Annotated in this window: 16 protein-coding genes; 10 read left to right on the top strand and 6 right to left on the bottom strand. The window is 40.4% G+C overall.

Annotated features, from left to right (window positions below; all coding sequences use genetic code 11):
• Positions 1–32: 32 nt before the first annotated feature.
• From EFY79_RS18975 to EFY79_RS18955, 5 genes are all read right to left on the bottom strand, one after another.
• Complete coding sequence (locus EFY79_RS18975) at positions 33–1,559, bottom strand: rhamnogalacturonidase (protein ID WP_123122324.1); 1,527 nt, start codon at positions 1,557–1,559, stop codon at positions 33–35.
• Positions 1,560–1,719: 160 nt separating this feature from the next.
• Positions 1,720–1,935: a hypothetical protein gene (locus tag EFY79_RS18970; protein WP_123122323.1), complete on the bottom strand. Its 216-nt coding sequence runs from the start codon at positions 1,933–1,935 to the stop codon at positions 1,720–1,722.
• Between the two features lie 46 nt (positions 1,936–1,981).
• The gene (locus EFY79_RS18965; RefSeq protein WP_123122322.1) at positions 1,982–2,275 is read right to left on the bottom strand and encodes a winged helix-turn-helix domain-containing protein; all 294 of its coding nucleotides are present in this window, start codon (positions 2,273–2,275) and stop codon (positions 1,982–1,984) included.
• Positions 2,276–2,287: 12 nt separating this feature from the next.
• Positions 2,288–2,902 (bottom strand): hypothetical protein, encoded by a 615-nt coding sequence (locus tag EFY79_RS18960; RefSeq protein ID WP_123122321.1) that lies wholly within the window; start codon positions 2,900–2,902, stop codon positions 2,288–2,290.
• A 190-nt stretch (positions 2,903–3,092) separates the two neighbouring features.
• Positions 3,093–4,148: a LacI family DNA-binding transcriptional regulator gene (locus EFY79_RS18955; RefSeq protein ID WP_123122320.1), complete on the bottom strand. Its 1,056-nt coding sequence runs from the start codon at positions 4,146–4,148 to the stop codon at positions 3,093–3,095.
• Between the two features lie 447 nt (positions 4,149–4,595).
• Between EFY79_RS18955 and EFY79_RS18950 the strand changes: the two genes are divergently transcribed.
• The 8 genes from EFY79_RS18950 to EFY79_RS18910 all read left to right on the top strand — a co-directional run bounded on the left by EFY79_RS18950 (position 4,596) and on the right by EFY79_RS18910 (position 17,066).
• The gene (locus EFY79_RS18950; protein ID WP_123122353.1) at positions 4,596–5,501 is read left to right on the top strand and encodes a ThuA domain-containing protein; all 906 of its coding nucleotides are present in this window, start codon (positions 4,596–4,598) and stop codon (positions 5,499–5,501) included.
• 38 nt (positions 5,502–5,539) lie between these two features.
• Entirely contained in the window at positions 5,540–7,009 is a 1,470-nt protein-coding gene (locus EFY79_RS18945; protein ID WP_123122352.1) for a Gfo/Idh/MocA family protein, read from the top strand.
• 9 nt (positions 7,010–7,018) lie between these two features.
• A complete protein-coding gene (locus EFY79_RS18940) occupies positions 7,019–8,437 on the top strand; it encodes a putative oxidoreductase C-terminal domain-containing protein (protein WP_123122319.1) in 1,419 nt (472 codons plus the stop codon).
• Positions 8,438–8,616: 179 nt separating this feature from the next.
• Positions 8,617–11,736 (top strand): SusC/RagA family TonB-linked outer membrane protein, encoded by a 3,120-nt coding sequence (locus tag EFY79_RS18935; RefSeq protein WP_199727584.1) that lies wholly within the window; start codon positions 8,617–8,619, stop codon positions 11,734–11,736.
• Positions 11,737–11,761: 25 nt separating this feature from the next.
• Positions 11,762–13,648 carry a RagB/SusD family nutrient uptake outer membrane protein gene (locus EFY79_RS18930; protein WP_123122317.1) on the top strand — a complete coding sequence of 629 codons (1,887 nt, stop codon included), beginning with the start codon at positions 11,762–11,764 and terminating at the stop codon, positions 13,646–13,648.
• A 560-nt stretch (positions 13,649–14,208) separates the two neighbouring features.
• Positions 14,209–14,496 carry a hypothetical protein gene (locus EFY79_RS18920; protein WP_123122315.1) on the top strand — a complete coding sequence of 96 codons (288 nt, stop codon included), beginning with the start codon at positions 14,209–14,211 and terminating at the stop codon, positions 14,494–14,496.
• 46 nt (positions 14,497–14,542) lie between these two features.
• Complete coding sequence (locus tag EFY79_RS18915) at positions 14,543–16,138, top strand: Eco57I restriction-modification methylase domain-containing protein (protein ID WP_123122314.1); 1,596 nt, start codon at positions 14,543–14,545, stop codon at positions 16,136–16,138.
• Positions 16,131–17,066: a BsuBI/PstI family type II restriction endonuclease gene (locus tag EFY79_RS18910; RefSeq protein ID WP_123122313.1), complete on the top strand. Its 936-nt coding sequence runs from the start codon at positions 16,131–16,133 to the stop codon at positions 17,064–17,066. Before EFY79_RS18915 ends, EFY79_RS18910 begins: the two co-directional genes overlap by 8 nt.
• 323 nt (positions 17,067–17,389) lie before the next feature.
• Here EFY79_RS18910 and EFY79_RS21315 read toward each other — a convergent pair whose 3' ends face one another.
• A complete protein-coding gene (locus tag EFY79_RS21315) occupies positions 17,390–17,746 on the bottom strand; it encodes a hypothetical protein (RefSeq protein ID WP_148041979.1) in 357 nt (118 codons plus the stop codon).
• Positions 17,747–17,912: 166 nt separating this feature from the next.
• On the opposite strand from EFY79_RS21315, the gene EFY79_RS18890 reads away from it, so the two are divergent.
• Complete coding sequence (locus EFY79_RS18890) at positions 17,913–18,236, top strand: HNH endonuclease (RefSeq protein ID WP_148041978.1); 324 nt, start codon at positions 17,913–17,915, stop codon at positions 18,234–18,236.
• Between the two features lie 25 nt (positions 18,237–18,261).
• On the top strand, positions 18,262–18,801 hold the full coding sequence (locus EFY79_RS18885; protein ID WP_123122309.1) for a hypothetical protein: 540 nt from the start codon (positions 18,262–18,264) through the stop codon (positions 18,799–18,801).
• The last annotated feature ends 80 nt before the right edge of the window (positions 18,802–18,881 follow it).

The following is an 18,881-nucleotide window of genomic DNA, read 5'->3' as shown; positions in this document are numbered from 1 at the left end:
TTTATGTTACAAATTGTCGATAAAGAATTTGCTCAAAGTTTCATGTTCGTCACATGTGCCAGCGTTTTGTTTTTTTCGCCGAACGATTGAAATAAACTCACATTTTCAGCTTCTTTAACATCCACATAAGGAACTCCTTTTTGCACAGGTGCTTTAACGAAACGAAAGTCAACGTTTTTTGCACTATCCAAAACGAAAGCCGGCCTTCCGTCGGGATTGATCACATGAAGATTTATGTTTTGCATTTGCAGCCCGTCAATATCGCGGATAAAGAATCCATACGAAGGCAACACGCCAAATCGCCCGGGCTCAGGGTACGCTTTATCCAATTCCGGGTTTAATTTTCCTGCCTGCTGTGCGCTAATTCCTCCTTTGAAATAAATATTAATATCGTGCAAGCTTACGTCTTCAATGTCGTGTCCGGGAATTCCACTGATGATGGCGCCGGTTTTCGCATCCACATTCCAGGCCACCATGTTGCTGATAATTACTCTTCGTAACGAGCCTACAGGAGTTCCTTCCGGGCCGCGCATTCTTGCAGCAAGCCTGATAAATATCGGTGCATTCACAATGTCGCGCATGGTGATATTGTTTATGGTTACATCCTCAAGCAATGCGCCATCCACAGTTTCCAAAGCGAGCCCGCCGCAATAATCAAACACGCAATTGGAAATCGTAATATTTTGAAAACCTCCGTTGGATTCTGTGCCCATTTTAATGCGGCCCGTTGGTCTTCTGCTTTCATTTTTTTTGTAGGTTTTATCTAAAAAGCTTCCTTCTTCAAAACCGCTCACTTCGCAGTTCGTAATCATTACGTCTTTTGTGGGCCTCGCAAAACCAAGGCCATAGCTGCTTTTTAAAACTATCGCATCATCAAGCGGTGAGTTGATGCTGCAATTTGAAATTTTTACATCCTGGCAACAATCAATGTCCATTCCATCGCGGTTGGTATCCATCGTCACATTATCGATGGTAAGATGATCCACGCCTGTTGCCAGCACTGCAAACCATCCTGCGTGCAACATGGTGATATCGCGGATTAAAACATTCCTGCATTGGTAAAGGCTGATTGATTTATTTGGCCGTTTATCATCCTCACCTTTGTTACTTCTTTCCAATCCTTTTCCCCAAATCATACCCTGTCCAACGATGGCAATATCATGAAGATTTTCTCCCCATATCAAACTGTTATGCCAATGCCGGTGCCCAAAATCTTCGAACATATTGTCTACCTTCTGCTCGGGCAAATCGTATTCATTATTGCTTTCAGAAGGCGCTGCGATAAGGGTGGCGCCGTTATCGAAATACAGCGTGATGTTGCTTTTTAAATGAATAGATCCGCTCAGATAATTTCCGGCAGGAAAATAAACAGTACCTCCGCCTGCCTTCGAAGCTCCCTCAATCGATGCATTTATATATTTTGTATCAAGGTCTTGTCCATTGCCTTTTGCACCTGCATTTTTTACGTTGTAAAAGCCGGATGAATTACTCGTTGTTTGGCCGGTTGAACAAAGGGTAAAGAGGCTTACAATTGCCAGCAGCAAAAGAATCTGTTTCATTTTGAAAAATTTGATTGAGAGGTAATAAAAATTTAAAGCTAAGAATTATGAGAAAAAATGACTGTTTTTTTCGGCAAACAAGATCCCAACTCGTTTAGCAATACAAAAAAGGATGGCCTTTTTTCAAAGCTATCCTTTTAGTTTGCAAATTTTGGTGTTGCTATTTTTTACTAAAATCACCTGCGTACACGAGTACGAACTTAGAGGTATCGAAATACTTTTTAAAGGCCGCATGCACTTCATCTACTGTCAGCTTTTTCGTTTTGTCTTCAAATTCAGTGAATTCATCAAGGTTTCTTCCATCTTTCAAATAATCTGAAATCTGTGCTGCCAGCAAAAATTGTTTAGGAAGATGGATTTGTTTTCTTAAGAGCAAGCGGAATAATAAATTGATTTATTTGTTGCTTTACTGCCAAAAAAAATTATTTTCTGTTTATCAGTTTTTCCAAAGCGTTTAGATGGAGGTTAAAAGCTTTACGGCCGGTTTTTGTAGCCCGGTAAGAAGTTTTAGGCTTTTTACCTACGAATTCTTTTTTCACTTCTATGTAATCATTCTTTTCCAAACCCGTAATATGGCTGGCTAAATTACCGTCTGTAATATCTAATGTTTCTTTCATTTCTTTAAATTCAACCCATTCATTCACCATCAGGATAGACATGATCCCCAGGCGAATCCTGCTTTCAAATTCTTTATTTAAAGATTGGAATAAATTCATTTTCGCGAAAAGTTAATGATATTTTTTTTGCATCATAATCCCGTAAACGATGTGCAGTACGCCAAAACCAATTGTCCAAAAGATAAGCCCATAGCCAACCAGGAACAATGAAATTAAACCCAGGATTAGTTCGCAGTATCCCAAATATTCTACATCATTAAAAGTATATTTACTGGCGTTCATCAGCGCGAGGCCGTAAAATATCAGCATGACAGGAGCTACCAAACCAAAATAACCCTGGAAAAAAAGAGCAATACAAAAAATGCCTCCCGCAATAAGAGGAATAAAAAGGCTTATTACAAGCCTTTTGGAAAGCGCGTTCCATATTTTTTGATTGTTTCGTTTGCTTTTTTGAAGGGTGAAATAAACTCCAAAAAATATCGCAATCACCAGTGTTGCCACACAGATGATAATTAGCTTCGTAAGCAATGGTGCAGGCAGATTAACAGGACTGTTTCCAAAATAGGCTCCGCCATTATTTTTAATAAGATAATAGGAGGCCAAAGCTGCAATTAAGGCAACGATTCCTGCTATTACGCCCGACATGCCGTTTAAAGAAATAAAACGCGACGAACGCTCCATCATAGAGCGGATGTGTTCGATATCGTCCTGGTGCTTATTATTCATGTTAAAAGTACTTTGAGCAACAAAGCTAGTTAAGGAATAAGAAAAAAGAAATTTTTTCTAAAAAAGTTGATAATGATTTTAGTTCGCATATCTTCAGAATGAACAAAGCAAAATAAAAATTCTCATTTATTTATCTGTCTGCTGTTTCAATATGAAAAAATAAACACAGTTTGCCAATTGAAATATGTGCTTAATGGCTTACCCTTTTAGCAGATCTTATATTTTTTCTCAATGAAGATTCTCTAATGATCAATTCTGATTTAATAATAATAGTACTGGTGGCGCCAAGGTTGGCTTTTCCTTCGAGATGATTAATTAATGCATTGGCTGTTATGGTTCCCATTTGTTCGCCCGGATAGTTGACCGTTGTTATTTTTGGATTCACCACGCGGCTAATGATATCATTATTAAATCCCACTATGGCAATATCTTTTGGAACAGAATAGCCTGCATCTTTAATGGCTTGCATGCAGACGGCAGCACAGTTATCATTGGCTACAAAAAGGCCGTCAGGCATAAGTTTCATAGACATTAACCGGGCAGCAGCGTCAAGTGCGCTGACCTCGTCCATATTATTAATCAGCAAGTATTTTTCATTAAACGGGATCTTGCTTTCCTCCAGCGCTTCTTTATAACCTTTCATCCTGTCTGCATATACATTTCGTGTAAGGTTGCCCGTTATATGCGCTATTCTTTTACATCCCTGGCTTACCAGGTGGCGCGTTGCTTCATATCCTGCTTTAAAATTATCAATTACCACGTTGGTGCTGGATTGACCGAAGCTTATCCTGTCAAAGAAAACAACAGGAATATCCTTATTAAAAAAGGAATCAAAATGCGAAACGTTTTTCGTGTCAAACGCGAGAGAAACTATTAATCCATCAACACGCCTGTTGAACATGGCCTCTGCGTTAATGGCTTCTTTTACCTGCGATTCCTGCGATTGGGAAATGATGAGATTATATCCTGCTTTATTGGCTACCTGTTCAATTCCGGAAAGGACGGAGGCGATAAAGTTGCTGTTAAGCGTTTGTACGATTATACCGAGTGTGCGTGTCTTTTGGTGCCTTAAATTTTTTGCGAATAAATTGGAACGATATCCCATAGCCCTGGCCGTTTCAATTATAATTTTTTGCGTCTTCCTGTTTACTGAAAAATGATTATTTAAGCCGCGGCTTACAGTTGCGGAGGAGATGTGCAATTTCTGAGCAATATCATAAATGGTAACTTCCTTGCTTTGTTTCATTTAACAATCGGTTGTTTAAAACAGTTTTTTAAAAAAAGGATTAAAAATAAAAAAATTAATTGGTTATAGATTTGAAAACTTTTATCACATGCTAAAACGTTTGACTGTAGCGGGTTTTAAAAAAAAATTGGTCCCGGCAACCGATTGCAGCATATTCTGTTATAAAGAGAAAAATTATTGTAACCGGTTGCATTTTAAAACTTTTTACCTACTTTTATTTTATGGTTTTATTAACGTATTGATAATTCCTAAGGTAACGATTCAGATATGCATCAAATTCGCTTTCATTTTTTATCGCTTTTTTTTTATTGTGTTTCTGTAGCTGAAAATGCATGGAACAGTTTTGGACAGCCAAACAGAATTCCAATTGAAATGGGCAAATAGCCATGCAAAAAGATTATATGATTTTGAAAACATATCACTCAGCATTTTGAAATGAACCAGGGGATGAAAATAAAAAATCAAGATAAAAGCCTGCCTACCGGACAGGTTGATTTGTTTACTGCGATTTTAGATGCAGGAAAATTACAGCGCCTGCTTTTTAAGGCTTTCGTTGTATCATTTATAATCATTCCCATATCTGCACAGAAGTTGACAGCTCAGCAGAAACATGTAAACTGGAAGAAAATACATGTGCTGGTGTATACAAAAAATGGCAAAGGTTATGTGCATGATAACATTCCCTCTGCAGTAGCCTGCATTCAAAGGTTGGGAAAACAAAATGGATTTTCAATAACCGTTTCTGATAATCCTTCGGATTTTAATAATGACAATTTAAAAAAATTCAATGCCTTAATTTTTACCAGTACCAATAATGATGTGTTTGAAACGGATGCTCAGAAAGTGGCCTTGATGCGCTACATCCAGTCGGGTGGCGGGTTTGTAGGCATCCACTCTGTGACAGGTACCGAACGGACATGGCCGTGGTTTATACGGCTTGTGGGCGGAACTTTTGTGCGCCACGCAAAGCATCAGCCTTTCAGCGAAATCGTTATTGACACCACCAATATATCTACTACGTTTTTACCACGTCATTGGCAGGTGAATGACGAATGTTATTACACCAAAGATATTAACCCCGATCTCCATGTGCTTACCGTTCACGATTTAAGCACCGTTACTGATAATGAAAAGCCTGTGATGTATGGAAATGTTTTTCCTTCAAGCTGGTGCCACCAATTTGATGGCGGGCGTGAATGGTACACAGCTTTGGGGCATGATGGAGAATTTTATTCTAACCCGGTATTTGAGAAATTTATTTGGGGCGGAATACAATGGGCCGTTGGAAACGCTAAGCCATTGGATTATTCAAAAGCACATGCAGTAAGCCCGGACGATCCACTGCCCTACTAAAAAAAATCATTAAACTTTTAAAAATGAAAAACCTGAATATGAACTCAAAAGAATCCGAAAGCCAATTGAACAGGAGGAAATTTTTGTCCTCTTCTGTAAAAGGAGCGGCAGGCGCTATCGCTATGGCGCATCTTCCCGGCGCAGCAAATGCCTTTCCCGATATAGTGCCCTCCACTGTATTGGGAAAGGGCGCGCCTTCCAACAAAATCAACATTGGGGTAATTGGCGTTGGCCGTATCGCCCGTGGATGGGACATTCCAGGCACTGCTCAATGGGATTTGGCCAACATTATGGCCGTGTGCGACTTAGACTCCAACCGCATAAAGCAGGGAAAAGAATTTGTGGATGGCCTTTACACCAAGAAAAAAGGAACATCCTACAATGGAACAAAAACGTATGATGATTACCAGGAATTACTCGCCAATAAAGATATTGATGCGGTGCTTATCTGCACACCGGATCACTGGCATGCTTTAGCGGCCGTACACGCGGCCAGGGCAGGGAAACATATTTATATGGAAAAACCAGCTTCACTCACAATTGCCGGCGGAAGAATTCTAAGTGATGAAGTGTACCGATCCGGTATTACATTTCAAATTGGTTCGCAGCAGCGCTCTTTGTCGCCGTGGCCGCAGTTTCATAAGGCCTGCGAACTGGTTAGAAATGGGAGAATAGGAAAAATTGAAACGATTTATGTAGGCCTGCCTACCGATGATCCGAAAACATCGTATCCTGAAAAACCAATGCCCGTGCCTTCCAACCTTAATTATGAAAAATGGTCGGGAAGTACGCCCTATTCAATTTATACCGAGCACCGCGTGCACCCGCAGGATGGAACTTTTTCCCGTCCGGGCTGGCTTCGCTGCGAACAGTACGGCGCAGGAATGATCACTGGCTGGGGAGCACATCATTTTGACATTGCCAACTGGGGAATGGGAACAGAATATACCGGGCCGGTAGAGATTTCCTGCCAGGAGGTCGTGTGGCCGCCCAAAGATGCATTGTGGGATGTGCACGGGCCGTTTAAAACAGAGAGCGTTTTTGCAAATGGCGTGAAAGTGCTTGCCAGCAACAGCTACGACAATGGCGTCAAGTTTGTAGGAACAGAAGGCTGGATTTTTGTTGGCCGTGGCAATTATACCGTTACTGCCAGCGACCCCGTCTCAAAAGAAAAAAATCAAAAATCGTTATCCGCAAGCGACCCTAAAATATTGGATTCTGTTATCGGGCCTGACGAAATTCATTTATACAAAAGCAAAGATCATCACCTCAACTGGCTGGAGTGCATCATCAGTGGCGCGCCTACCATAGCGCCAATAGAAGTAGGCCATCGCGCATGCTCAGTATGCCTGCTCAATGCCATTGCGATGAAACTGAGACGAAAATTATATTGGGATCCGGTGAAAGAAAAATTCAATAATGACACAGAAGCCAATGCCATGCTGCATCGGGCAGAGCGCTGGCCTTATCAATTGAATTTAGAATATGATTTAAAAACAGTAATCTAACTGATACCAATGTATAAAAAAGCTCTTGAATATAACTCTGTAATTATTTTATTAATATCCGCTTTAATGATATCCGGTTGCCAGCAAGGATCAGATAAAGATGCTTCTTCATCAAATGCCTCAAACGGGCAGGAAATAAAATTGATTACCCTTGCTCCGGCTCATTTTCATGCGGCATTGGTGCAAAAAATCATGTACCCGGGCATCGATTCTGTTGTGCATGTATATGCTCCCAAAGGACTTGGATTAACAGAGCAATTGAATTATATCAAACAATACAATAGCCGTGCAGACGATCCCACGCATTGGGATGAAAAAGTATATGAAGGCGAAGATTATTTACAAAAAATGCTGGACGAAAATAAGGGTGCGAAAAACACAGTTGTCGTTCTCGCGGGCAATAACCAGCTTAAGACAGAATACATAAAAAAATCGGTAGATAATAGTTTAAATGTGCTGGCAGATAAGCCAATGGCGATTAACACGGATGGCTTTGAAATGCTGAAACAAGCATTCCAGGATGCCCAAGACAAGCATGTGCTTTTGTATGATATCATGACAGAGCGTTCCGTGGCAGCAACTGTTCTTCAAAAAAGATTGGCTCATAATTCCTCAGTTTTTGGCGAATTGCAAAAAGGCACTAAAGATGCGCCTGCTGTGATAATGGAAAGCGTGCATCGTTATTTTAAGCAGGTTTCGGGCAAGCCCTTAATTCGTCCTGATTGGTTTTTTGACCCCACACAGCAGGGCGATGCTATCACAGATGTGGGAACTCATCTTGTGGATTTGGTTCAATGGGTATGTTTTCCAAACGTGGCGCTTGATTATACAAAAGATATTACGATTAATTCTTCCAAAATATGGCCCACACCGCTTTCGCTGGCCCAGTTTTCAAAAATTACCAATGAAGACAAGTTTCCTGGTTTTTTACAAAAATATGTGAAAGGCGATTCTTTGATGACGCATGGCAACGGTTCGATTAACTATTCTGTTAAAGGCGTTTTTTCGAGGATAACTGCGTTGTGGACTTATGATGCGCCTGCCGGAGCCGGAGATACTTATTATTCTTTATTAAAAGGCAGCAAAGCCCATCTTGAAATCAAACAAGGCGCTGAAGAAAACTGGAAAGCAACGCTATATGTAAGGCCTGTAAATCCAAACGATACAGGCAGTTTATCAAAAGCTTTGAATGAGGCAATAAAAGATATCAACCAGGAAATGCCTGGCGTAAGCATGTCATGGGTTACCAATGGATGGCGTGTAAATATTCCCGCAGAATATGACAAGGGCCATGAATCGCACTTTGGCGATGTGATGAAAAGATACCTGCAATATCTTAAGGAAGGAAATCTGCCAGCCTGGGAAGTGCCTTGCATGATTGCTAAATATTACACCACCACCAAAGCTTTGGAAATGGCGCAGCAGTGAAAAAGCTGATCAGGAAGATGAATTATCCTTATGAAAAATTTACTCTCGTTTGGTCTTTGACCAACGGGATCAAAAAGTTTGAAAGCCTGTTAAAACAAAAAAACTCCTTATTTCTGCTTTTACTGTTTTAGTAAAAAATAAACCAACCTTTCATTTTTTAACACAAAAAATTTTTTATTATGAGACCACTAATTCGAAACACGTTAATGGTTGTTTTCGTCGCTCTGGTCAGCGCGCCAATGTCGCTGCTGGCCCAGAATCTCTCAGTCCAGGGCACTGTAACCAGCGATGATAATCCCGGAGGCATATTGGGGGTTACGGTGGCTGTTTCCGGAACAGCCAATGCTACTTCCACAGATAAAAGTGGACATTATGTGCTCCGTAATCTCAAGCCAACGGACTCACTCGTTTTTTCCTTCGTGGGATTTAAAGATCAAACGGAAGCCATAAAGGGAAGAAGACAGGTTAATATCAAATTAGAACGAAATGTCTCCTCGCTGGATCAGGTGGTCGTAATCGGCTATGGAACCGCAAAGAAAAAAGATCTTACCGGCGCCATTTCTTCAGTAAATGTGGCCAAACTTCAAAATGAAAATCCTACTTCGGTCCAGGATGCCATGCGCGCAAATGTGCCTGGCCTCAGCGTGGGCGTGACGTCGGGCGCTAAGCCTGGTGGGTCTCTGCAAATAAGAGGAACCAATTCGTTAAATGCCGGGACCTCTCCCTTGATAGTGCTGGATGGAGTAATCTATTACGGTGCTTTATCCGACATTAACCCGCAGGATATCGCCACGGTGGATGTACTGAAGGATGCGAGCGCAGCAGCAGTTTATGGCGCCAAATCTGCCAGTGGAGTAATATTGATTAACACCAAAAAGGGAAAACCCGGAAAACCGACAATCAATTTTAATTCTAACCTGGCCATTGCCACTATGGAAATTAATCAGCCAGTTTACCAGGGGCAGGACTTTGTAAACTGGCGCGTGGATGTGCAAAAAAGTATTCATGGTTTTAATGAAAAGCCTTATCAATTTGACGATCCGCGTACATTGCCATCGAATATCTCCATAGACGACTGGCTGGCTTATGATGCTTCCAGTGGCGACCCGGTTTCTGTGTGGCTTACCAGGCTTAATTTTCAGCCGGTAGAGCAAAAAAATTACCTGGCAGGCCATGCCATTAATTGGTACGATATGATGTTTCAGAATGCCTTGCAACAAAACTATACATTAAGTGTTTCAGGCGGCACAGATAAGTTTTCTTACTATTGGTCTGGCGGTTACCTTAACAACAAGGGAATTGTGGTGGGTGATAAATACACTACCATTCAAAGCCGGCTAAAGATTGATGCAGAGATAACTAAATTTCTGACAGTTGGTGTGAATACACAATTTGCAGACAGAGATGAAAGTGGCGTGCCGGTTAATTGGGGACTGATTGTTCAAAATTCACCTTATGGAAGTTTTTATAATGACGATTCTACAGACTACCGGTATAGCCCGCAGGATGACCCGGGGGCGGGAGCAAGAAACCCGTTTATTAAAACAAAATATACTAACCGGCTGAAAAAATATTATACACTGAATTCCATCATCTATGGTAAGGTTTCCCTGCCTTTCGGAATAAAATATACCGTCAACTTTTCTCCTGAATTTGAATTTTATAATTATTTCAACGGCAACGGTGTAAAAGACCCTGACTTTACAAAAATTGGCGGCAGGGGAGAAAGGGAGAACCACCAAATTTATCAGTGGCAAATTGATAATATCCTGAGCTGGAACAAGACATTTAATAATGACCATCATATTGATGTTACGCTTCTTGCTAATGCAGAAAAATACAACTATTGGCAAAATGATATGGTAGGCACCGGTTTCGACCCCAGCGATGTGCTCAGCTATCATAATATGGGAGCGGCGCTAACCCAGACTATTTCAAGTGATGACGAATACAGCACGGGTGCCGCTTATATGGCGCGGGTATTCTATTCTTATAAGGATCGTTACATGCTCACATTGTCTGCAAGGCAAGACGGCTATTCTGCCTTTGGTCAAAAATATCCCTGGGCGCAATTTCCGGCGGCAGCGTTTGGCTGGGTGTTTACAAAAGAATCGTTTTTTAATGCACCATGGTTTAATTATGGAAAACTTCGCCTTTCTTACGGCATCAATGGCAACAGGGACATAGGGCGTTATTCAGCATTATCCAACCTCGCGACAGGCAAATACCTTGTGGTGAATCCTGATGGCACTACCAGCGTGGTTTCGCAGTTATACGTAACCCAAATGGCTAATCCCGATCTTAAGTGGGAGCAGACCAGCGCTTACAACATTGGGCTGGACTTTTCGCTGCTTCGCAATGTGCTCAGCGGCAGCATTGATGTGTATAAAGGGAAAACTACCAACCTGCTCGTAAATCGCAGCTTGCCTGATGTGGTGGGATTTGCTAATGTGCAATCCAACCTCGGTGAGGTGGATAACAAAGGGCTGGAAATAAGTTTAAATTCAAACAATATTAACCGGCAAAATTTCCGATGGAGCACCTCTTTTAATTTCTCTTTAAACAGAAATAAGATTGCGCATTTGTATGGAAATATGGTGGATGTAACTGATGCCGATGGCCATGTTATTGGCAAAGAAGAAGCCAGCGATATACCTAATGGATGGTTCATAGGCCACCCGATTGATGCCATCTGGGACTTGAAAGTGTTAGGCGTGTATCAAACCAGCGAAGCCGATTTAGCCAATACGTACGGTCAGAAGCCCGGAGATTTTAAAGTAGAAGATGTGAACGGGGATGGCAAGTACACCAACGAAGACCGGATGTTTTTGGGTTTTTCAAAGCCTCGTTACAATTGGACGTTGAGAAATAATTTTACTTTCCTCCGGAACTTCGATTTTTCATTTTTGATTTATTCTTCATGGGGATTTATGTCTTCTTTTAACCAGGCAAAAAATAAAGGGGGTTTCCCCGATCGTACGGATGGATATGTGTATCCCTATTGGACACCGGATCATGCCACCACCGACTTTTCGAGGATTTTCTCCAGCGACGGAAGCGCCAGCTATAGCGTGTATCGCAAAAGAAATTTTATCAGGCTGGACAATGTAGCCCTTGCTTATACCTTGCCGAAAAACCTGGTTGAACGAGCAAAAATAGAAGACTTGAAATTTTACATTTCCGTAAAAAATGCAGCGGTGTATGCTCCCGACTGGGAGTACTGGGATCCTGAATGGGATAGTTCCGGTCCGGGCCCAACTCCGAGAACCTTCACTTTTGGATTTAACCTCACACTCTGATTGTTCAACCTTAAATAAAATGATCATGAAATCAATTAATAAAAAAATAATTTATGGGTTGTCAATCACGTTGATAGCTATATTGACCAACCTCAGTTGCAACAAAAGTTACCTGAAACCGAAACCCCTTTCATTTTATACGCCGGACCAGACTTATACCACCGCCGCCGCCTTGCAGGATGCATTGGTGGCGTGCCAGAGAAATCTGAGGTATGATTTTTTTGGGGATGGCGCACCAATGATTACACAATGCATATTTTCTGATGTGGCTGTGGAAGGCACTACCGACAAATCCGGGCCTGCCCAGGATATGAATGTGGACATTACGCCTGATGCGATCAATTCAAAAAATGATAATGCAGACCATAACCGTATTTATTGGTTTTGGGAGCAAGGTTTTTACAGGCTGAAATATGCCAATACAGTTTTGGCCTATATCAATGTGCCAAAATGGGATACCACTGACGCCACCCAATTGGCCGAGAGAAATGCGCTCGTTGGCGCTGCTTATTTTTTCAGGGCTTATACTTACTATGTTCTCACCAATTGCTTCGGTGATGTGCCTTACGCGGGAAAATTATATTCAGGTCCCAAGCTGGATTTTCAAACTGTTGACCGGAAAGTGATTTTGCAGGAAATGAAAAAAGAACTGGAATGGGCTGTGCAGTGGGTGCCGGATGGCGTACCTAAAGGACAGGTATCAAAAGGCGCATGCCAGCATTTACTGGCAAAAATAGATTTGTGCCTTGGGGATTTTGACGGAGCCATTGCAGCAGCTTCCTCTTTGATTGATGGAGGCGTGTACCATCTGATGCAGAACCGCTTTGGTGGAGAAACCGATATGGATCCAAGATTTGCCGATACGGGCTATAATGTGATCTGGGATTTGCACCGGCCACTTAATAAAGTTCTGCCGGCTAACACAGAAGGCTTATTTTATGTGATTGATCTCGAAGGATATATTGACAATGGCGATTACAGCGGAGGCAGTAGCGTAATGCGGCAAACCGTTCCCAACTGGGATAATAAAATTAATACGCCGTTAGGTCACACCGGAACAATCAGAACCACCGGGATTGAATATGATCAGCAAACCGCCTACGGCAGAGGGATTGGCAGATGCCGTGGCACATGGTACAGCACACATGATATTTGGAACAATGATGATGGCGACCTCAGGCATTCCCGGCAAAACTGGATGCGCATGGAAGATATGGTTTACAATAACCCGAAATTGATCGATCAAGACGATCCGTATTATGGAAAAAATCTGCAACTCTACAGTCAGTCGGGTGCGCTTTTGTGCAGCGATACTATCAGGTGTTGGTATGATTGGCCTCAATACAAAACTTTCGTACCTGATCATCAAAATTCATTAAACAATGGAGGGCATACACCATGGTATGTTTATCGTTTAGCGGAAACTTATCTCGTGCGGGCAGAAGCTTATTTTTGGAAAGGAGATCTGGCAAACGCTGCTGCGGATATTAACGTGGTAAGAGAAAGAGCCCATGCACAGCCCATTGATGCGGGCGACGTGACAATTGCCACCATCCTTGATGAAAGAGCAAGGGAATTGTATTATGAAGAATACCGCAAAGTAGAGCTGACCCGCATTGCTTACATTTATGCTCAAACCGGCCAGGCCGATTATAAAGGCCGTACTTACAGCATGAGCGATTTTTCAACAAAAAATTTCTGGTACGATTGGATCATGGACCACACAGAGTTCTACAATAAAGGCGTGCATACCATTCACGGTGATGAATATACGCTCAGCCCGTATCATGTTTTATGGCCTATACCGCAGTCAGCGATAGATGCAAATGTGAATGGCCACATCAATCAAAACCAGGGTTATAGCGGCTCTGCAGGCAATGTGCCTCCGTTGGAGACATTGCCCGAGGACTGATAGGCAGCAAAAGTGACAGCTTTTCAAAAAGGTGTCACTTTTAAAATAGTGAAGCAACCCCGCCTGACCGGGTCAGTAGGGCAGCAAATAACGAGGATTTTTATTTTTATCGCCAGGGTCTGGTCTCACCCAATGAGATCAGAAGAATTATCCGAAACTTTTATGTCGTTGGCCGGTAGACCAGGCGGCGGCAAAAAATAATTTAACTTGTTGCGCGATTGAAATATTCAAAATAATTTCTTTCAAACCCTGTAAGTCTGCCTGTCGGCAGACAGGGGCGCTAGTTTGGTAGAAAAAATTTAATAAAATCACAAAGCTATGTAAGCCTGGCTGTCGGCAGACAGGGGCGATAATTTTTGTGTCGCCCCTACAGGGCTCAACCCAATTAAAATATAACAATTCTACCAAAATGACGCGTCTACGGCGCTTTTGGGGTTATTTTCAATCACACAACGGCTTAATTTAATAATTTAATAATCCAATAATTAATAACCAATAGTCCATGCTCCACACCCAACTAAAAATTCCCATATCTTTGAAATCCATCCCATTACCATCTAATGAGCATATACGCAATTCAGCAATACCACAAAGAGCTTGAGAAGATCATTCACTATGGAGGAAGCAAAAAGGAAACGGCAATCCGCAACAGCTTTTATAACCTGCTGAATGAATACGCCCGCAGCAAAGACCTGATGCTGATACCGGAAATCTCTACAAAAAACAAAGCCGGAAAAGTTATTACGCCTGACGGCACCATCAAAAACAGCATGCGCAACGACTGGGGCTATTGGGAAAGCAAAGATGAAAGTTGTAGTTTCAATTTTAAATACTTCACAATTAGGTGATCAAAAATTTGTAACCTGAATAGAGACTTTTACTAAATTTGTTGGCATGACGGGAAGTGTGGAAATTAAACCATTTAAAAAGGAACTGCCCAGCCAGTTTGCGGATAGGTTAGGACAGTTATATGCAAAGAAAGTTACAACGATTCATAAAAAAATCAACGGCCAGTTTTTTACGCCAACAAAAATTGCTCATTTCATGGCAGGGCTTGCGTCGCAGCCAAAAAATAACGTCAAAATATTAGACCCTGGTTGCGGAACTGCGATTCTTTCAAGCTCTCTTGTTGAAACACTTGTCAGACAGGATAATAATTTGGCAGAAATTGAATTAGTTGCATATGAAACCGATGCGGATATTTTGCCATATACAAATGCGATTCTTGATTATCTAGGCAAGTGGTTAAAGCAATACAAAGTCAAATTTGTTTCAAAACTTGAAACTATCGATTTTGTGCTTGCAAATAATGATTGTTTTGAACAAAATGCCACGCTCTTTTCGCAACCTAAAAATGCAACTTTTGACATTGTTATTTCAAATCCACCATATTTTAAAATAGCAAAAGAAGATAAACGTGCAGTTATTGCTAAACCCATCGTGTGGGGACAACCAAACATCTATTCAATTTTTATGATGGTTGCTGCAAAGCTTTTAAAAGAGGATGGGGAACTAATTTTTATTACTCCGAGAAGTTTTGCATCTGGAAATTATTTTCGGGCTTTCCGTAAAGCCTTTTTTGATGAGATCGGGATTCAGCAAATTCATTTGTTTGGTTCCAGAACCGACACTTTTGATCGGGATAATGTTTTGCAGGAAACATTGATTTTGAAAGGAAAAAAACAAAAAATGAATGGCAACCTTTCTTCTATTCTCGTAACACATTCAAATGGAATAAAAGACATTAATAGTTATACGGAAAAGTTATATAGCACTGACGAATTAATTGATTTTAAAACTAAGGAAAAAATAATACACCTGCCAGCAAACAAAACGGATGATAATGTGATTAAGCTTTTTAAATCGTGGGCAGGAAATTTGCAGAAATATGATATCCAAATTTCTACAGGGCCAGTAGTCTCATTCAGGGCAGCAGAATATTTATTCGAAGAACATCAAAATGGAAATATTTTTTTAGTTCCGCTCTACCAATTAATCAATACATCAAAAATGCATTTCGAGTGGCCTGTAGTGAAACGAAATAAGCCGCAATACATTCAATATTGCGAAGCCACCAAATCGCTTTTGCTGCCGAATAAAAATTATATTTTTCTGCGTCGCTTCAGTGCTAAAGATGACAAGAGCAGATTAGTTGCCTGTCCTTACTTTGCAGATATCTCTCAAGGTGAGTTTATTGGTGTTGAAAACCATTTGAATTACATCTTCAGACGAAAAGGTCTTCTTCAGAGAAATGAAATTTTAGGTATTTCTGCATTATTAAATAGCAACCTTTTCGATACTTATTTTAGGACATTCAATGGAAATATAAACGTCAGCGCCACAGAATTAAGAGAAATGCCATTTCCGCCGTTAGACGAAATTAAAGCAATTGGCAACCAGATAATTTTATTGAACGATTTTTCCCAATCAAAGATTGACCAAATCATAAATGAACACTTTCAGTTAAAACATTTATTTGCTTATGAGTAAAATTGATGAGGCAAAAACAATTCTTAAAGAATTAGGATTGCCTGTAGCTCAACAAAATGAAATTTCTGCTTATACTTTATTAGCACTTTCTGGAATCAAACCGAACCGTAAATGGGCAAATGCCACAAGAGAAAGCCAAAAAATTTCAAAAGGTATCATGGCATTTTGTAAGGATGTTTATAAAAAAGAGTACGCACCTAACACAAGAGAAACTTTTCGCAGACAGGTTCTTCACCAATTTGTTCAGGCAAGAATAGCCGATTATAATCCTGATAATCCTTCTCTTCCTGTTAATAGCCCCAATGCTCATTATGCATTAACTACTGAAGCTCTCGAAGCAATTAAAGCTTATGGCACAAAAGCGTGGAAAGAATCAGCAAAAAGATTTAAATCTGAAGTAGGGGAACTTTCAAAACGATATCTTAAAGAAAGAAAGCAAAATCTGATTCCGGTAAAGTTAAGTAATGGTAAGACTCTTAAACTTTCTCCAGGAAAACATAATATCGTACAGGCAGCAATTGTACAAGATTTTGCGGCACGTTTTGCAAACGGAAGTGAAGTATTGTATTTGGGTGATACTTCAAATAAAGATCTATATGTTGACAAAAAAGTTTTGAAAGAAATTGGAATTCCAATCACACAACATAGCAAATTACCAGATGTTGTTCTATTTGACAGAAAAAGAAACTGGCTCTTTTTAGTTGAAGCGGTAACTTCTCATGGCCCGGTTTCACCAAAAAGAGTCATTGAATTAGAAGAATTATTGAAAGATTGTAAAGCAGGGAAAATTTATGTTACAGCGTTCCCCGATTTTGCTGAATTAAATAAGCATTCGTCCAACATTGCGTGGGAAACAGAAGTCTGGGTGGTCGATTTTCCTGCTCACATGATCCATTTTAATGGAGATCGTTTTATTGGGCCAAGGTAAAAATGTCCCCCGGCCCTCGAATGGATACTCGTTCAATATAAAGAAAAGAAACCCAAAGACCCAACGATAACAGAAAAATTCAACACGTATAAATTCGCTGATTATAAAGATCAGGTGATTGATTTGTTGAAGCGCGTTTGCGCGGTGAGCGTGGAAACGATGAAGGTGGTGGGGGAGATGGAGTAATAGGGTTACCAACCTTCGAAGGTTGGCAACCCTGATGGAAAAAGGATTCTGTCAGTAAACGAACAAAAGACTAAGCTTTTAATTTTAAGATATGCCTGAAGGAAACCAAATCTGAAGGTGGTGAATTACCGGAGTGGCTATTGATGCAACGTTCTCCAGGTTTGTAGTGTCATGATAAAAATTCTTATGCGAAACAATTTTAAATTTATAATTTTTCTGTTTTTATCTCTAATAGTTGGTTCTTGCAAAAAGGCTGGCCATACCGATGAATGTTTTCCCGGAGTTCCGACGATCAGGCAAATTATTGACAGGCCAGCAGTTATCAAAGTAACAGCGACAGTAAATGCAGTTAAAAGTTGTAATATTGTGTTGGCTGTAATGTTGCGACACCAAAATGGACAAAGCGTTAATAATAAAAAATTTGTGTGAACTCCTGCTTGACGATAAAAAGAATGATTGCTTTGATTTTGCAACAACACATTATCCGTTTGCATCCAACACCGTTTTAAAACGGCAATATTCAAAATACCAAATGTGCCGTGTTTTTCTTAGAGACGGTTTTATAGACAGTATTCAGGTGACAAATTATTATTTCCTGGATTGATTAAGTTATTGACAATCGAGTTTCCGGAAATCTTTAGGTATCACAAAAACTGGAAGATGACAGAAACGCATTTAATTTATTGGGAATTATGCCCAACGATTGACCATTTAGTTCCTGTTGCAAGAGGCGGACAAGACAACGAGAACAATTGGATAACCACTTCAATGATTCGTAATTCAGCAAAATCTAACTGGACAATAGAAGAACTTGGTTGGACACTTCATAACAAAGGACAACTTTCAAATTGGGATGGACTTATTAATTATTTTATTGACCTATCAAACAAAAATCCTGATTATGAAAAAGACAACTATATAAGCCAATGGAAAACTGCTCTCATAAAAGCAAAAAAAGAAATACAAGATCAAATAAAATACTAAACTGCTAACTCAACAACAACTAACAATGAAAAAACTTATTCCAACATTTTTATTTTGTTTTCTTTTGGCACAGGCTTTTGGTCAGACGACAAGAAAAATATCTTCTTACATCTTCGCAAATTATAACAATACACTTTACGACTATACCAGTGGTAACAACCCTTGGGGAGTGGGACTTGGACTTCAGGCATTCTTAATTAACAAAACTAAGTTTAAACCCACAATTGAACTTACAGCAGACACTTATTTGGAAGATAATAAAGTTTTGCGTTTGAATCCTGATGGAAGCATACCAAATAATGACAACGCTGTTGAAGGAATGGTAAATTTGCTTGCGGGTGCTTCATTTCACCCCAACCAAAGTGTCTATGTATCATTTATGGCTGGACCTGGTTTTATCAGTGGACAAACTTACTTAGGTATAAAACCTTCATTTGGATTCTATTTTTCAAAAACTCAAAGGTGGACGGGAAAGATTTCTTACATTAATGTTTTTAATCGGACTAAGATAGCTAATGCAGATTTTGGTTCCTTAAGTTTAGCAATAGGCGTGAGATTATTTTGACAATGTACATCATGCTGGCGCAGGTCTCCCGACCTGTGCCTGACCGTCACTAAACCATTATATTTCATTCATAGTTTTTT

Source organism: Hanamia caeni (assembly GCF_003721595.1).
In the GTDB taxonomy this organism is placed as follows: Bacteria; Bacteroidota; Bacteroidia; order Chitinophagales; family Chitinophagaceae; genus Ginsengibacter; species Ginsengibacter caeni.
This window is presented reverse-complemented; position numbering and strand designations above follow the sequence as displayed.

Bases quoted from the DNA above. Each gene is read 5' to 3' on its own strand.
- EFY79_RS21315 (WP_148041979.1), bottom strand. From the start codon at position 17,746: ATGCAAACGGATAATGTGTTGTTGCAAAATCAAAGCAATCATTCTTTT.
- EFY79_RS18930 (WP_123122317.1), top strand. From the start codon at position 11,762: ATGAAATCAATTAATAAAAAAATAATTTATGGGTTGTCAATCACGTTG.
- EFY79_RS18950 (WP_123122353.1), top strand. From the start codon at position 4,596: ATGAAAATAAAAAATCAAGATAAAAGCCTGCCTACCGGACAGGTTGAT.
- EFY79_RS18910 (WP_123122313.1), top strand. From the start codon at position 16,131: ATGAGTAAAATTGATGAGGCAAAAACAATTCTTAAAGAATTAGGATTG.
- EFY79_RS18935 (WP_199727584.1), top strand. From the start codon at position 8,617: ATGAGACCACTAATTCGAAACACGTTAATGGTTGTTTTCGTCGCTCTG.
- EFY79_RS18975 (WP_123122324.1), bottom strand. From the start codon at position 1,559: ATGAAACAGATTCTTTTGCTGCTGGCAATTGTAAGCCTCTTTACCCTT.
- EFY79_RS18965 (WP_123122322.1), bottom strand. From the start codon at position 2,275: ATGAATTTATTCCAATCTTTAAATAAAGAATTTGAAAGCAGGATTCGC.
- EFY79_RS18955 (WP_123122320.1), bottom strand. From the start codon at position 4,148: ATGAAACAAAGCAAGGAAGTTACCATTTATGATATTGCTCAGAAATTG.
- EFY79_RS18945 (WP_123122352.1), top strand. From the start codon at position 5,540: ATGAACTCAAAAGAATCCGAAAGCCAATTGAACAGGAGGAAATTTTTG.
- EFY79_RS18960 (WP_123122321.1), bottom strand. From the start codon at position 2,902: ATGAATAATAAGCACCAGGACGATATCGAACACATCCGCTCTATGATG.
- EFY79_RS18885 (WP_123122309.1), top strand. From the start codon at position 18,262: ATGAAAAAACTTATTCCAACATTTTTATTTTGTTTTCTTTTGGCACAG.
- EFY79_RS18890 (WP_148041978.1), top strand. From the start codon at position 17,913: ATGACAGAAACGCATTTAATTTATTGGGAATTATGCCCAACGATTGAC.
- EFY79_RS18940 (WP_123122319.1), top strand. From the start codon at position 7,019: ATGTATAAAAAAGCTCTTGAATATAACTCTGTAATTATTTTATTAATA.
- EFY79_RS18915 (WP_123122314.1), top strand. From the start codon at position 14,543: ATGACGGGAAGTGTGGAAATTAAACCATTTAAAAAGGAACTGCCCAGC.
- EFY79_RS18920 (WP_123122315.1), top strand. From the start codon at position 14,209: ATGAGCATATACGCAATTCAGCAATACCACAAAGAGCTTGAGAAGATC.